This is a genomic window from Actomonas aquatica (assembly GCF_019679435.2).
Taxonomy (GTDB): domain Bacteria; phylum Verrucomicrobiota; class Verrucomicrobiia; order Opitutales; family Opitutaceae; genus Actomonas; species Actomonas aquatica.
On sequence record NZ_CP139781.1, the window covers coordinates 5,243,426 to 5,257,573 of the forward strand.

Here is a 14,148-nt window from a genome sequence, read left to right on the forward strand (position 1 = left end):
CCGTCCTTACCGACCATGCTCTACGATCCGGAAAAACTCCTTTTGCTGGCGGGCCCGTGCTCGCTGGAAAACGAAACCATCTGCCGCACGGTGGCGACCGAACTGGTCGCGCTGCGCGAGGCGCACCCGGAGCTGAACATCGTCTTTAAAGGTTCCTTCGACAAAGCCAACCGCACCTCCATCGCGGGAGACCGCGGCACGGGTATGGCGAAGGGTTTGGAACTGCTGGCGATGGTGCAGCGCGAGTTTGGCCTGCCGGTGGTGACCGACATTCACAGCGCCGACCAATGCGCGCCGGTGGCGGAGGTCGTCGACGTGTTGCAGATCCCGGCCTTCCTGTGCCGCCAGACCGATCTGCTGCTGGCGGCGGCGGCGACCGGCAAGGTCGTGAACGTGAAGAAAGGCCAGTTCCTCTCGCCGACCGATATGGTGCATGTGGTGGGCAAACTGAAAGAGGGCGGCGCGGCCGAGATCTGGCAGACGGATCGCGGCACGACCTTTGGGTATCAGAACCTGGTGGTCGACATGCGCAGCTTCCCGATCATGGCGCAGAACGGTTACGCCACGATTCTCGATGCGACGCACAGCGTGCAGCTCCCCGGCGCGGGTGGCGGCAAGAGCAGTGGTCAGCGCGAGTTTGTGGAGCCGCTGGCCAAAGCCGCGCTGGGCGCGGGCGCGAATGGACTCTTTCTGGAGACGCATCCGGACCCGGACAACGCGATCAGCGACGGGCCCAACATGGTGCCGCTCGCCGAGTTGGCCGGTTTGCTGCGCCGCTGTCTGGCGGTGTGGCAGGCAGTGCGAACCGGTTGACTAAGGCACGGGTCTATCGCCACAGGCGTTGACCCGCACGGTCGGGCGCACCAGCATCCGCGCCTTCTGTATGTCCGATTCCACGATGGAAACCTTTCTGATCGATGTGCCCGTGCCCTCCATGGGCGCGACCGTGAACGAACTCACGGTGATCGATATCATGGTGCAGGTGGGCGACCACTTTGCCCAAGGCGACAAGCTGGCCGAGCTGGAGAGCGACAAGTCGGTCTTCGAATGGGAGGCGCCGTGCGAGGGCACGGTGGTGGCGTGGCACGTGCGGCCGGGCGATATCGTGCCGTCGGGCGCGGCCTTTGTGCGGCTGGAGACGGCAGACACGTCGCTGAAGCATTTGGAGGTGAAGGCGGACGCGGCGCCGGTTGAGGCGAAGCCGGCCGCAGCAGAGAAGCCGGCGGCTGAAGCCGCCGCTACGCCCGCAGTGGCGGCCACTCCGCCGCCTGCACCGGTGGCTCCGCCGCCAGCGCCGGCTTCGGCTCCGGCGAGCACGGGTCCGAAGTGGACGCCGCGCGCGGTGAAATTGATCAAGGAGGCTGGGCTCGATCCGGCGACGATTACGGACATCGAAGCCACGGGACCGGGCGGTCGCGTTTCGGGCGATGATGTGGCGGCTTACCTCGCGCAAAAAGCTACCGGCCCGGAAGCCGCAGTGGAACCGGCGGCTGTGCGGCCGGCGACGGCGGCGGACGAGACGGTGTGCATCGCGGGCGTGGGTTTTGCGGTGCCGAAGAACGTGCGTTCGACCAAGGACGTGCTGAAGGAATTTCCCGGTCGCACCGAGGCGGAGATGATCAAGCTCACGGGTATCCGCGAGCGCCGCTATGCCGACGAAGGGCAATCGGCCACCGACCTCGCTTCGGTGGCGGTGCAGCATGCGGTCGAGCAGGCGGGCATCGATATCAAGACGGTCGATGGCATCATCATGGCCACGATCATTCCGGACCAGCCGGTGCCTTCGATGGCCAGTGCGCTCGCGCGCAAGTTGGGCATCCCGCACGCGTTGGCGTTTGACCTCAACGCGGCCTGCTCGGGCTGGTTGTATGCGCTGGAGGTGGGCCGTTCGCTGATTCGCGGCGGCACGGCGAAGAACCTGATCGTGGTGACGGCCGAGTTGTTGTCGCGCATCACCAACCCGAAGGATCACGAGACGGCGTTTCTCTTTGGTGACGGTGCCGGCGCGGCGGTGTTGACCGATGCGGGCGGCGGCCACCGGCTGCACCGCATGGCGCTCTCGGGTGACGCGACCTATTACGCGGCGATTCAGCGGCGCGGCGGCGGGGCCAACAAGCCGTGGCCGAAGCCGGAGGATATCGATATCAAAGATTTCTATCTGCAGATGGACGGCGGCACGGTGTTCAAGAACGCCGTGATCTCGTTTGCCAATCAGATCGAGGCGACGTTGGCGCGGCACAACCTGAAGCCGGAGGATATCGAATGGGTGGTCCCGCATCAGGCCAACGAGCGGATTCTGCGCGCGGTATCGAAGCGGGTCGGCATTCCGTTTGATCGCTTCGTGGTGACGATTTCCCGCTACGGCAATACCTCCGGCGCCAGCGTATCGATGGCGCTCGGTTGGGGCGCGGAAGAGGAAATCTTCCAGACGGGCGACCGCATCATCTTTTGCAGTGTCGGCGCGGGTCTGACCTACGCGGGCGGTCTGCTCGTGTGGTGAGTCAGGCGCCGGCGGCGGTGCCGCCGGTCATTCTGGCTGCAGGGCCAGGCTGATGGCGTCGGACAGAGACTGCAGGGTGAAGGGTTTGCTGACGAAGGCCTTGAAGCCTTCGGCGCGAGCGCGGCCGGCATCCATCTGGCCCCCGAAACCGACGATCATGATGATCGGTAGGTCCGGGTATTTGGTCCAAACCGCTTTGCCGAGATCGACGCCGGTGAGGCCGGGCATGAAGTAGTCGGTCACCACGAGGGCAAACTCGTCGGGGTTGTGCAGCAGGCGATCGCGCGCGGTGCGGGCATCGTTCATGGACTCGGCCCGGTAGCCGAGGCGGTTGATGAGGGAGCAGGCGACCTTGGCGACGGCCGGTTCGTCGTCGACGACGAGGATGCGTTCGCCTTTGCCGGTGGGCAGGGGAGAGGCTCCGCGGTCGGCGGCGGACGGGGCGAGGGCGTCGCGGGCGGCCGGGATGTAGATGGAGATGCAGGTGCCCTGGCCCGGGGTGCTGTCGGCAAAGATCGCGCCGTCGTGACCGACGACGATGCCGTGCACCATGGCGAGACCGAGGCCGGTGCCTTCGCCGGGCGGTTTGGTGGAGAAGAACGGTTCGAAGATGCGTTGCAGGGTATCTTCATCCATGCCGGAGCCGGTGTCCGCGACCTCGAGCAGCAGGTAGTCGCCGGGGTTGAGGGGCGGGCGGCGTTGGGCTTGAGCGGGGGTGAAGGACGCCTCGCTGAGGCGGATGGTGATCTCGCCGGGGCGATTGCCGATGGCGTATTTGGCGTTGTTGCAGAGGTTGAGGAGGATCTGGTTGATCTGCCCGATGTTGGCGACGGCGAGACGCTTGGTGCGCAGGTCGGTGGCGACCACGATGTTGGTGCGCACGGTGTTGTTGAACTGGCCGATGGCGTCGCGGATGACGTTGCGCAGATCGATCGGTTCGCGCTTGGAGGGCTCGTTGCGGCTGAATAGGAGGATCTGGGCCACGAGGTCCTTGGCGCGGGCGCAGGCTTGGCGGATGTCGCGCATACCGTCGCGCCAGTGCTCGGGCAGGCCGTTTTCGGCGGCATCCATTTCGAGCAATTCGCCGGAGGCGGAGATTACGGCGAGGAAGTTATTGAAGTCGTGCGCGATGCCGCCGGCGAGGTTGCCGATGGCTTCCATCTTCTGGGCCTGGCGCAGGCTGCGCTCCATCTGGGCGCGCTCGATTTCGGCCCGGCGACGGATGGAGATATCGCGCAGGACGCCGATGCGGCGGTTTTCGCCGAACTCATCGACGGCGACACGTTGGCTGCGGGCGATGATGTGGCGGATGGTGCCGTCGCCGCATTCGAGGGCGAATTCGACTTGGTGGGATTCGGTGTCGTGGGCGTCGGGCGAGAAGACGAGGGCGGCGGCGGCGCGTTGTTTGGGGGGGACGCGGCGAGCGAAGAGGTCCCAGTTGAAGCTGCGTTGGCCCGGGGGCTGGTCGAGCAGGTCGAGGGCTTCGCGGGACCAGGTGGAGATGCCGCGGTCGAAGTCGAAGGCGAAGCTGCCCATGTGGGCGACCTGGAAGGCGAGGGTCAGCTGGTTGTTGGTGCGGTGGCGTTCTTCGATTTCGGCCTCGAGATTGCGAATGGAGGCGACGAGGCGGTCGTTGAGCTGGCGAATTTCGGATTCGGAGGCGGCGAGGGCGGCGTTGGTGGCGGAGAGTTCGTCGACCTTGGTTTCGAGCTTCATCGACATGCGCCGGCTGTGGCCTTCGAAGAAGGCTGCGCCGGGTCCCTTGGGCCGCACCGGGCGCGGGGGCTTGGCGCGCACGTCGCGGATGACTTCCTCGAAGCGGGCGACCACACGTTCGGGGTCGAAGGGTTTGATGAGGTAACAATCGGCCCCGACGTCGTGCGCGAAGTGTTCGTCGCTCTCGTCGGTGAAGGTGGCGGTGTAGATGACGAAGGGGACGGTGCAGGTGGTCGGATCGCTGCGCAGGATGTGGCAGAGTTCGAAACCGTCCATGCGGGGCATGAGGGCGTCGGAGACGACGAGATCGGGCAGGCCCCGGGATTTGATGAGGTCGACGGCTTCCTCGCCGTTGACGGCGGGCCAGACGGTATGGCCGGCGTCGCGCAGGAGCTGCTCGAGCAGGTAGATGCTGTTGCGGTTATCCTCTACGATGAGAATGGTGTAGCTCACGACGAAAGGAGGGCTTGGGCGCGCTGCATGAAGTCGTCCGGGTCGAACGGCTTTTCGAGGTATTCGCGCACGCCGAGGTCGAGGGCACGTTGGCGCTCGCCGGGCATGGCGTAAGAGGAGGCGACGAGGACGGGGATGTCGCGAGTTTGTGCGGAGGCCTTGAGGTGCTCAAGGGTCTCGTAGCCGTCCATCACGGGCATCTCGATGTCCAAGACGATGATGTCGGGCAACTGAGTGCGCGCCAAATCGAGGCCCTGCTGACCATTAGTGGCGTGGGCGACGGTGAAGCCGGCTTTCTCGAGGAGGAAGGTAGCGAGGTGACGATTCGAAGCGTTGTCTTCGATCAGAAGGGCGGTGGGCATGGCCAGAGAAGGACGGGCGGAAAGAACGCTGAGTAGAGTCGAATAAGTTGAGTGCTTTACCCTAGATTCAAGCGCCTGGCGAGATCGGAGGCAAGGTCACGGTAAAACAGGAGCCGCGGCCGAACTCACTTTTTACGGAGATGTGACCACCGAGCTTGGCGGTGAGCTTACGCACGAGGTTAAGTCCGAGACCGACGCCGTCGTAGAGGCGGCGAGCGGAGCCATCGACTTGGCGGAACGCCTCGAAGAGTTGCGGCAGGTGTTCGGCTTTGATGCCGATGCCGGTGTCGGTCACGGCGATGGTGACGCCGCCCTCGGCGGTGGCTTGGGCGGTGACGGTGACGTGGCCGTCGGGGCCGGGGGTAAACTTGATGGCGTTGGCGGCGAGGTTGAAGATGACCTGGCGCAGGCGCCGGTGGTCGCTCACGAGTATGGGCAGGTCGGGCGGGCAGGTGGTGGAGAAGGTGAGGCGCGCGGGGTCGAGGTTGGCGGTGAGTTCGGTTTCGACGGATCGGAGCAGGTCGGCGACCACTACCTCTTCGTGCATGATTTCCATGCGGCCGGAGTCGATGCGGGAGACGTCGAGCAGGTCGTTGATGAGGTCGAGGAGTTGGCGGGCGGACTGGTTGACGAGTCCGATCTGGAGGTGCTGTTCGTCGGTGAGGGGGCCGACGAGGCCGCGTTCGAGGATAGAGGAGAAGCCGATGATGGAGTTGAGCGGGGTGCGCAGCTCGTGGCTCATGGTGGCGAGGAACTCGGTTTTGAGGCGGTCGAGGTCGGTGAGTTTGAGGTTGGCGGCTTCGAGTTCGGCGGTGCGGGCGGCGACGCGTTGTTCGAGGTTTTCGTTCAGGTCGCGGAGGTTTTTCTCGGCGGCTTTGCGATCGGAGATGTCGGCGATGAAGCCCACGATCTCATCGAAGTGAGTGGAGGGGTTGCGCACGATTTCGCCCTGTTCCCAGAGCCAGCGGGTGCGGCCGTCGCGATGAGTGATCTGGTATTCGAGGGAGTAGCGGCGCGGCTCCTGCAGACGTTGGACAGCGCGCTCGACGACGTGTTGGGCCCGTGCTCGGTGGGCGGGCACGATGAGTTCGCCGAAGGAGATGGAGCGGTCGAGGAAGGCTTCGGGAGGATAGCCGGTAAGGTCGAGGGATCCGCGGCTGACCCAGAGCATGGACCAACTTTCGTCGATGAGGCAGCGGAAGGAGAGTCCTGGGAGTTGCTCGACGAGGGTTTCGAGAAGTTGGCGGTTTTCGCGCAAGGCTTCTTGGGCGGCGATGCGTTCGGTGAGGTCCGGGACGGAGATGACGAGGCAATCGTTGTAGCCGAGGCGGGTGCGGGCCGCGCAAAGCAGGACTTGGTGAGGGCGGCCGGAGGCGTCGAGGAGCTCGACGACTTGGCCGGGAAACTGGCCGTGTTGGGTGAGTTGTTGCAGGAAACGGCGGCGATCCTCGAGGTCGGCCCAGAGGCCGAGTTCGAGGCCGGTGCGACCGAGGGCGGCCTCGCGGGAGTGCCCCAAGGCATCGGTCCACGCTTGGTTGATGTCGATGAGGTGCCCCTCCGGATAGGAGGTGATGCACTGGGGGGTGGGGGATTGGTGGAAGACGCGTTGGAAGCGTTCTTCGGATTCGCGGAAGAGGCGTTCGGCGGCGAGGCGTTCGGTGACATCGAGCACGAGCGAAGAGACGCCGATGATGCGACCGTCGCTGTCGGTGATGGGGGTGTTATACCATTCGCAGTCGATGATGCGGCCATCGCGCGTGAGGTTGCGGTTGAAGTTACGGGAACTCTCGGGGTTCTGCAGGAGCTTGCGCCAGATGTCGTCGACCTCTTCGCGGTCATCGGGGGGCACGATGACGGTGCCGAGGCGACCGATGGCTTCGGCGGCCTTCCAGCCAAAGATGGCTTCGGCGGCGGCGTTCCAGCTGCGGATGTGGAAGGAGGCGTCGAAATCGACGACGCCCAAGGGGGTGTTTTCGAGGTGACGGCTGATGCGCTGTTGGCTGTCGCGCAGCGCGTTTTCGGCCCGACGGTGTTCGGTGAGATCGATTTTCACGCCGAGCGATCCCACGATTTGGGCGTCTTGGAGGATCGGCGCTTCGAGGATGTGGTAAAAGTGGCGTCCGGTGGGGGTCTGCTCGATGGTGTCGGAGCTGATGATTTCGCCCTGCAGCACGCGTTTGGAGCGGGCGACGCGGTCGGCGAGAAGGGATGGGGAGACATCGAGGTCGTCGATGCGCTGGCCAATGATGTTGCCGTGGAGGTTGCGGGAGTAGCGGTTCTGGTAGGTGTAGACGCCGTCGGCGTCGGTGGTCCACAGGTCGAACGGGGTGTTTTCGAAAATGGCGTTGAGCGTGGCTTCGTGGGACTGGCGTTGGCTGATCTGGCGCTGCAGGGCGGTGTTGATCTCGGCGAGTTCCTCCTGGCGCTCGATGAGTTTGCTGCCCTGTTCGTCTAGCACATCGCGCAAGTCCTGAATCTCGCGTGGGGCGGTGGTGGTGGGGATGTCGATTTTACCGGAGTCGGCGAGATCGGCCACCGAGGTGGTGAGGGCTTCGATGGGGTGAGCGAGGAGGCGGGCCATGATCCAGGCCATCAGGCTGCTCAGCACCACGATCACGAGGGCGGCTGTGAAGAAGACGGAAGAGGGGGAGAAGTCGGGGACCAACGTCTGGCTTTCGGCCAGAGCGCCGACGACGCCCCAGCGGGCGAAGGGCGCAGGCAGCCGGGTGCCTTGCACCAGCCAGGAGGATGCATCCGGCAGGTCGCGGGCGACGGCGGGTCCCGAGCCGGGGGGCGCGCCGGCGGGCGGCAGCAGCTCGGGACTGATGAGCGGGTCGAGTTCGTGGAGGCCGGACAGCTGGTCGGCGGCGGTCACGCCGGCGATCGTATCCGCTTCGTGGTGACCGACCCAGAGGGGCGGATCGGTGGCGAGATCAAAGAGGGCGACCCGCAGGCCGGTTTCCTCATTGAGCGTCTGCACAAAGCGGTGCAGTTGGTCCAAGTCGTATTCGGCCCACCAATACGATGAGTCCGGCGCATTGCCGGGGGTGAAGCAGGTGATGCCGAGGGTGGCGGGCAAGCCGACCAGCGGGTGCAGGGCGGACCAGTGGAAGGTGTCGGGCTCCAGCCCGGCGGCGGGCGGCAGGGGGACGGGCGTCGCTTCGGTGGTGGGCCCGTGCAAGTCGATGCGGCCGGAAGGGTGGCGCCAGAGATAGGCATACTCGCCGGCGACGCCGGTGCTGAAGCCAAGGCGGGTGAGTTCCGGACGCTGTTCGAAAACCGGGAGGGCGCGCTGCAAGAGTTCCGGCCAGCGTTGGGCCGGGGGCAGATCGGCGCGTGGGGTGAGCCGTGAGGTGGAATCGAGACTGAGCTCGGCGGCGCGCAACAGTTGTTGGGTGCGAAAGGCGGACTGGTCGAGACGGTCGTGCAGGTTGACCTGCATGACGGTGGCGACGGAGGTTTGGCTGGCCCGTTCGACCAGCAGGCCGGTGACGATGGCGAGAATGAGGGTCCACAAGCCCGTGCCGAGAATGAGCCACGTGCGGAAGGAGAGCGTGGAGAGCGGGGACCGGGGGAGGCTCACAGCTAAGGGTTCAGGGCGGCGCTGATGACGGCGAGGGCGTAGGTGGCGGCGGTATCGCAGCGGAGCACGAGTCGCCCGAGCGAAACGGGACGGGCGCCGAGGTTTACCAGTTGGTCCATCTCGGTGGAGGTGAAGTCACCCTCCGGTCCCACCCACCACATGAGAGAGGGGGGCGGTGGGGCGGTGCTCGCACCGGTCCATGCGCTCACCGTTTCGTGCAGACCGGCGGCACCGGGGTGAAGGCTGGCGACGAGGCTGGCGTCGTGCTGGGCGATGAGTGAGGCTGCCGCCTCGGCAAGGGGACGGGGTTCATCGATCTCGGGGAGCCACGGATTACCGCACTGCTTGGCAGCTTCGAGTGCGGTGGCGGTCCACTTCTCCTGTTTGCGCGATTGGCGTTTGTCGTCCCACTGCACCTGGGTGCGCGAGGTGAGCACGGGCACAATGCGATGCACGCCGATCTCGGTGGCGTGACGCACGATGGATTCCATTACTCCGCCCTTGGGCACCGCTTGAGCCAGCGTGATGCGGCAGGGCAGGTGCGCGGCTTCGCGAAAGGTTTGGATGGCAAGGGTGGCTGCGCGGCGATCGGCCTGTTGCACCGTGGTCTCCCACTCGCGGCCCTGACCGTCGAAAGCGATCACCGGATCGCCGCGGCGCGCGCGATTGACGGAGACCAAGTGATGCGATTCGGCCGCGCTCAAAGTGAGCTCCGCAGCGGCGGGCGGAGGGGAGGGGCAAAAAACGCGAAAGTCGGGCATCGCAGGTCGTCGAGTCGGTAAACGCGGAGCCTGCGGCGAGGCCGCGGAAGCGTCGAGATTTTGCTGGTTGGATTGCAGAAACAGTAAAGGCGCCGGAGCAGAACTCCGGCGCCTTTGCCGACTTATCAAACTACAAACTATGAACTAGCAAAAAGAACAAAGGACTTACAGGGGGAGAGACGCAGGCCCCCAGAGATTCGTTCAAAACTTTCGAAGAATTCTCGTATTCTTTTTGGGGGATTTTGGATGCGCGGATCGCCCGTTGGGACGCGTAAGTATGCAGGATAGGTGATGGCAGGGAGTTACGCGATAAGCCGCCTTGATGGTGAGGCGCGCGAGGGTCGTGCAAAGACACAGATTTTTTCTGTGAACGTTTGCGCGGTGGTGGAGCGCGATGGGGTCTGGGGCGCTATCGGGGGCTGTTTGTTGCCCGGCCCTCCTACGCTCTGCGAGCTTCGGCGGGCAGCCTTCGCTTTCACATCTGGCTGGCCTCGCCAGCCGTAGCTTCAAGCCGACGACCAGAGGCGCTTGCTGGCGAAAGCGCGGCCTGAGCCAGATTTGAGGTAAAGCTCGAACTCACGGGCGGCCGCGAGATCGGAGAAGGCAAGATAGGTCTCCAAACGCCAAGGTTTATGCCTAGTGGTGTGAGGCGACTGACCGCGGTTGTGGGCGTTGAGGCGGGTCTTGAGATTGTCGGGGAGACCGATGTAGCGCTGCTCGGGATGCACGACGGATTGGGTGAGGTAGACGTAGTGCATCGCGAGATGGTGACTGTCTGTTTGTTGCCCGGCCCTCCTACGCTCTGCGAGCTTCGGCGGGCAGCCTTCGCTTTCGCATCGGGCTGGCCTTGCCGGCCGTAGTCCCGCTTTAGCGGGACGAAGGCTGGTGGAGCTGAGGGGAATCAAACCCCTGACCTCTTCATTGCGAACGAAGCGCTCTATCAACTGAGCTACAGCCCCTTTTGCCAGAAGGAGGGGAGTTGTGAGAAACTCACCGGTCGGAGTAAACACCTTTTTGCAGGTGCGGAAGTTGGCATTGCGTCTTTCTGACGAACAGGGAGCAATGCGGTCACGATGGCGAAAAATGGGACGAACCGTGACGTTGGTCCCCAATTTGCTATTGCAGATGGGTGACACCGGGGGGCAAAGGTCCTCCTGAGTTCACATCAAGAACCCGATTCCTAACCATGAAGAAGAGCACCAAGTCCACCACGCCTGCCGCCCCACAGGCCAAGAAAACTGTAACCAAGAAGGCAGTGGGAACGAAGAAGGCCGCCACCAAGAAGGCTGCTCCCGTTTCGGCTGAACCCGTCGCGGCCGCTCCGGCTGCTGCGCCCAAGAAGGTCGCCGCCAAGAAGACGGCGGTGAAGAGAGCTGCTCCGGTAAAGCCGGCGCCCGCCAAGAAGGTTGTGACCAAAAAGGCCCCGGCTAAAAAGGCGGCGGCTGCCACCAAGGTCGAAGTCGCTGACACGGTCGTGACGGCCAAGATCAACATCGGTTTTGGCAACACCATGCACCTGCGTGGCAGCGGTCCGGGTCTGTCCTGGGACGGTGGCGTGCCGATGAATTGTGCGGGCGATGACGAGTGGACCATTACGCTCTCCGGCGCGACGGCGCCGATCGTCTTCAAGTTCCTGGTCAACGACCTGACCTGGAGCGTGGGTGACGACTTCGTCGTGGAACCGGGCAGCACCGTGGTGCTCGAGCCGAGCTTCTAAATTTGGTTCCCCGCAGATCCGCTTCGGAACTTGCTTCCTTTCTGGCGTCCCGGTTTTGGCCGGGACGTTTTTTTTTGGGCGTGTCGGCCGTAGCTCAGTGGCGAGTGCCGTTGAGCTCCGTCATTTGGCGCGTGAGTTCGTCGATCGCGGCTTGGCGATCCTTCGGCAACTCGCTGGGCAGAACTTGGCGGCAACGCAGCACCATGCGGCTGAACGGGCAGGGGATGATGAAGCGATCCCAGCTGCGCAGTTGCTTCACCGGACCGTCGAACTCCATGCCGACCAACAGCAGTGGCGTGTGGGCGCGACGGGCGATGATGAGGCCACCCGGCTTAAACTCATAGCAGGGGCCGCGCGGACCATCGGGCGTGATGCCGAGGTCGTTGCCCTGGCGCGATGCCTCGATCATGGCGTTGGCGGCCTCGCGGGCTCCCCAGCTGGAGGAGCCACGAATGGCCCGGATGCCCATCATCTGGAAAAAGCCCACCAACCAGGCGCCGTCTTTGCTGGCGCTGATGAGGCCATGAAAGGGTTTGCCGCCGCGATAGCGCCGCACGCATTCGGCCCCCATGAAGAGGCGGTTGTGCCAAATCACCAGCGAGATGGGGATGTCGCGGCGGCCGAGGGCGGCGCGGTCGGCATCCGCGATTTCGATGCGTAGGGTGCGGGCCCACACCTTGAGCAGGGAGCCGAGCAACCACAGCAGAATGCGTTGCCGACCTACAATGGCTTCGGCGGCGGGGCGGGGACTGGTGGATTCGTCGGCAGCGGACACGGCGCGCACACTGGAGAGTGGCGACGGCGGTGGGAAGAGCGAAGCGTGAGAGGCGGAAAGGATGGGCACCAGGGTTGACGGCTCACGTTGCGGTGATCACCGAAGGGTGATGCGATTGCCGCCTTGCCCGCATCTTCCCACCCCCCGGCCCGGAATGGACTATCGGGTGTATGCTCCTTTTGGGGCCGATCGGGGAAGCGGGTTCTATGGCACTGCCTTGGAGTATGGTCAGGAGCTGTGGCAGCGGCGTTTACCGGCGCGGGCTATCCTTTGTCTAGACCGGGCGATGGGGGCGGACTTGCGCGGGGACGAGCCGGTGTTGGGCTCCTGGCCCATGCCGTATGCAGCGATGGCGTGGGTGTTGTGCGAAGTGCCGCGCGATCTGTTTTGCGGCAATCCGCGGGTGCACTTTCAGCATTACGCGGATCGGATGAACGAACCGCGCAAGACGCTGCGCACGTGGCGCGCCTGGGCCTGCTGGGCGATCACGCGGCGCGTGCGACCGGAGTTGCCGGGAGACCCCAAACACGACGTGCGGGAGCCGAGCGAAGCGGAGATCGCGGACGGACTTGAGCGTTACGGTTTGCCGGGCGAGGCGGGCTGGTGGACGGATGTGCTGGAGGGGCGCACGCTCTGGCGGTGACTAGCTGAGACGGTAGAACCGCAGGGCGTTCCGATAAAAGACGGCATCGCGGTCGTCAGCGGTGAGTCCGGTGGTGAGATCTTGCGCGGTGTGCAACCAGCGGGGGTGATTGCTGGCGAGTTTTACGACCGGCCAATCGCTGCCGAAGAGGATACGATCGACCCCGAAGCACTCCAGCAGATGGTCAACGTAGGGTTGCAGGTCGGGGGCGGTCCACTGGGCCCAATCGGCTTCGGTGACGAGGCCGGAGAGTTTGGCCCAGACGTGGGGGTGCCCGGCCAGGGCCGCGATATCGAGCCGCCAGGCGTCGATGAGTTTGCGGCGGATGCCCGGCTTGCCGAGATGGTTGAGCACAAAGCGGGTGCCGGGGCATTGCTCGACCAGGGCGGTCAGGTCGCGCAGTTCCGGGTGGTAGCAGCAGAGGTCGACGGACAGACCTCGCTCTCCGGCGGCTTGGCAGCCGGCAACGTAGGCGGCGGATCGGGCAAAACCACGCGGCTCGTCCTGGGTGTTGTGACGCACGCCGCGCACCAGCGGATATTGGGTCAGATCATCGAGGATCCGCAGGGTGTCGGCCCCGGCATCCAGAGGGGCGGTCGCGACGATGCCGGCGATGCGCGGGTCATCGAGGGCGAGACGTTCCACCCACTGCACTTCTGCCCGCCAGCTGGCGATTTCCCCGACACATTGTAGAAAGACGATCTTCTCCGGCGGGACTGCGCGCGTCTCGATTTGGTAGTGCGCCGGCAGATGAGGTTCAGCGATGGCGGGCAGTTCGTTGAGCCAGGGGTAGGGCAACAAACCGCGATCCCAGAAGTGGACGTGCGAATCAATGTAGCGGAACGACATGGGGAAAAGTCGGGGAGGGCGTGGTGATCCCAAAGATGCCTATTAGGTGCAAGTCCATTGAAATAAAATAGGGTAAAATAAGCCTATTTTGATTGGGCCTGTCTGGTGGTGTAGTCGGTGCGTGGATACGACAGGCGGATCGTCGAGCAGTGTCGCGCGGGTGGGGGAAACGAGGGCCACCGATCATGCCGATAATGGGGGGCCAGGAGTCGCCGCACTCGAACCGGAGGCGAAAGCACTTCCGGAAGGCGATCACGTTGCGATCACGTTGTCGTTGCGCTCCAACGCGGCTACTCGAGGCAGCCGCGCAGCGGCATGGGCCGCGGCTCGAGATTCCGGGGGGCAAGTGATCGGGGCACAAAAAAACCTCCGAAGAATCGGAGGTTAAAAAGTGGCGGGATGGACGGGACTCGAACCCGCGGCCTTCTGCGTGACAGGCAGACGCTCTAACCAACTGAGCTACCACCCCGTGAGGGGAAAGGAGGCGAGACCGTAGAAGCGGGTTGAGGCAAGTCAAGCGCTCTTCGTGCACTTTTTTGGATTCCCTGCACTTTCTTCGCGGAGCCCTCGGCGCGCGTGCTGATCTGGGAGCGAGTCGCTGGAATCGGACGGTGGGCCTGTCGAATTTGGGCAATAGGGGGAATTGCCCTTGTCGTTGATAATGTGGGCTTTTATCGCTGGTTCAGTTTGGAGCTGTGCCCGTAGCTCAGCTGGATAGAGCACTTGCCTTCTAAGCTAGTGGTCGAGGGTTCGAATCCCTCCGGGCGCGCCAGCTGTCGTCTTCCCCTA

At 64.3% G+C, this 14,148-nt stretch carries 11 protein-coding genes and 3 tRNA genes; 5 read left to right on the plus strand and 9 right to left on the minus strand.

Going from position 1 to position 14,148, the window contains the following annotated elements:
* The first annotated feature begins 15 nt into the window (after positions 1–15).
* Complete coding sequence (kdsA, locus tag K1X11_RS20030) at positions 16–813, plus strand: 3-deoxy-8-phosphooctulonate synthase (protein ID WP_221029476.1); 798 nt, start codon at positions 16–18, stop codon at positions 811–813.
* A 70-nt stretch (positions 814–883) separates the two neighbouring features.
* Complete coding sequence (locus K1X11_RS20035) at positions 884–2,500, plus strand: beta-ketoacyl-ACP synthase 3 (RefSeq protein WP_225919265.1); 1,617 nt, start codon at positions 884–886, stop codon at positions 2,498–2,500.
* 27 nt (positions 2,501–2,527) lie between these two features.
* On the opposite strand, the gene K1X11_RS20040 is transcribed toward K1X11_RS20035, so the two are convergent.
* From K1X11_RS20040 to K1X11_RS20065, 6 genes are all read right to left on the minus strand, one after another.
* Positions 2,528–4,669, minus strand: coding sequence for a response regulator (locus K1X11_RS20040; RefSeq protein ID WP_221029475.1), 2,142 nt, complete (start codon positions 4,667–4,669; stop codon positions 2,528–2,530).
* A complete protein-coding gene (locus tag K1X11_RS20045; protein WP_221029474.1) occupies positions 4,666–5,031 on the minus strand; it encodes a response regulator in 366 nt (121 codons plus the stop codon). The genes K1X11_RS20040 and K1X11_RS20045 overlap by 4 nt, the downstream gene beginning before the upstream one ends.
* A gap of 67 nt (positions 5,032–5,098) precedes the next feature.
* The gene (locus tag K1X11_RS20050; RefSeq protein WP_221029473.1) at positions 5,099–8,614 is read right to left on the minus strand and encodes a PAS domain-containing sensor histidine kinase; all 3,516 of its coding nucleotides are present in this window, start codon (positions 8,612–8,614) and stop codon (positions 5,099–5,101) included.
* Positions 8,615–8,616: 2 nt separating this feature from the next.
* Positions 8,617–9,375: an RsmE family RNA methyltransferase gene (locus K1X11_RS20055; RefSeq protein WP_221029472.1), complete on the minus strand. Its 759-nt coding sequence runs from the start codon at positions 9,373–9,375 to the stop codon at positions 8,617–8,619.
* 506 nt (positions 9,376–9,881) lie between these two features.
* The gene (locus tag K1X11_RS20060) at positions 9,882–10,133 is read right to left on the minus strand and encodes a GIY-YIG nuclease family protein (protein WP_221029471.1); all 252 of its coding nucleotides are present in this window, start codon (positions 10,131–10,133) and stop codon (positions 9,882–9,884) included.
* A gap of 125 nt (positions 10,134–10,258) precedes the next feature.
* Positions 10,259–10,334, minus strand: a tRNA-Ala gene (locus K1X11_RS20065).
* A 227-nt stretch (positions 10,335–10,561) separates the two neighbouring features.
* Between K1X11_RS20065 and K1X11_RS20070 the strand changes: the two genes are divergently transcribed.
* Complete coding sequence (locus K1X11_RS20070) at positions 10,562–11,092, plus strand: hypothetical protein (RefSeq protein ID WP_221029470.1); 531 nt, start codon at positions 10,562–10,564, stop codon at positions 11,090–11,092.
* 94 nt (positions 11,093–11,186) lie between these two features.
* Here K1X11_RS20070 and K1X11_RS20075 read toward each other — a convergent pair whose 3' ends face one another.
* Complete coding sequence (locus K1X11_RS20075; protein ID WP_324726034.1) at positions 11,187–11,867, minus strand: DUF374 domain-containing protein; 681 nt, start codon at positions 11,865–11,867, stop codon at positions 11,187–11,189.
* A gap of 286 nt (positions 11,868–12,153) precedes the next feature.
* Here K1X11_RS20075 and K1X11_RS20080 point away from each other — a divergent pair, with 286 nt between their 5' ends.
* The gene (locus K1X11_RS20080; protein WP_225919264.1) at positions 12,154–12,510 is read left to right on the plus strand and encodes a hypothetical protein; all 357 of its coding nucleotides are present in this window, start codon (positions 12,154–12,156) and stop codon (positions 12,508–12,510) included.
* On the opposite strand, the gene K1X11_RS20085 is transcribed toward K1X11_RS20080, so the two are convergent.
* Together K1X11_RS20085 and K1X11_RS20090 are read right to left on the minus strand one after the other, a co-directional pair.
* Positions 12,511–13,359: an amidohydrolase family protein gene (locus tag K1X11_RS20085; RefSeq protein ID WP_221029467.1), complete on the minus strand. Its 849-nt coding sequence runs from the start codon at positions 13,357–13,359 to the stop codon at positions 12,511–12,513. It lies immediately after the preceding gene.
* A 392-nt stretch (positions 13,360–13,751) separates the two neighbouring features.
* A tRNA-Asp gene (locus K1X11_RS20090) sits at positions 13,752–13,828 on the minus strand.
* Between the two features lie 226 nt (positions 13,829–14,054).
* Here K1X11_RS20090 and K1X11_RS20095 point away from each other — a divergent pair.
* Positions 14,055–14,131: transfer RNA gene (locus K1X11_RS20095), tRNA-Arg, on the plus strand.
* Positions 14,132–14,148: the final 17 nt, after the last annotated feature.

What these genes read in the sequence shown, in the direction of transcription:
- kdsA (WP_221029476.1), top strand. Translation starts at nt 16, where the DNA reads ATGCTCTACGATCCGGAAAAACTCCTTTTGCTGGCGGGCCCGTGCTCG.
- K1X11_RS20035 (WP_225919265.1), top strand. Translation starts at nt 884, where the DNA reads ATGTCCGATTCCACGATGGAAACCTTTCTGATCGATGTGCCCGTGCCC.
- K1X11_RS20045 (WP_221029474.1), bottom strand. Translation starts at nt 5,031, where the DNA reads ATGCCCACCGCCCTTCTGATCGAAGACAACGCTTCGAATCGTCACCTC.
- K1X11_RS20055 (WP_221029472.1), bottom strand. Translation starts at nt 9,375, where the DNA reads ATGCCCGACTTTCGCGTTTTTTGCCCCTCCCCTCCGCCCGCCGCTGCG.
- K1X11_RS20060 (WP_221029471.1), bottom strand. Translation starts at nt 10,133, where the DNA reads ATGCACTACGTCTACCTCACCCAATCCGTCGTGCATCCCGAGCAGCGC.
- K1X11_RS20070 (WP_221029470.1), top strand. Translation starts at nt 10,562, where the DNA reads ATGAAGAAGAGCACCAAGTCCACCACGCCTGCCGCCCCACAGGCCAAG.
- K1X11_RS20080 (WP_225919264.1), top strand. Translation starts at nt 12,154, where the DNA reads ATGGGGGCGGACTTGCGCGGGGACGAGCCGGTGTTGGGCTCCTGGCCC.
- K1X11_RS20085 (WP_221029467.1), bottom strand. Translation starts at nt 13,359, where the DNA reads ATGTCGTTCCGCTACATTGATTCGCACGTCCACTTCTGGGATCGCGGT.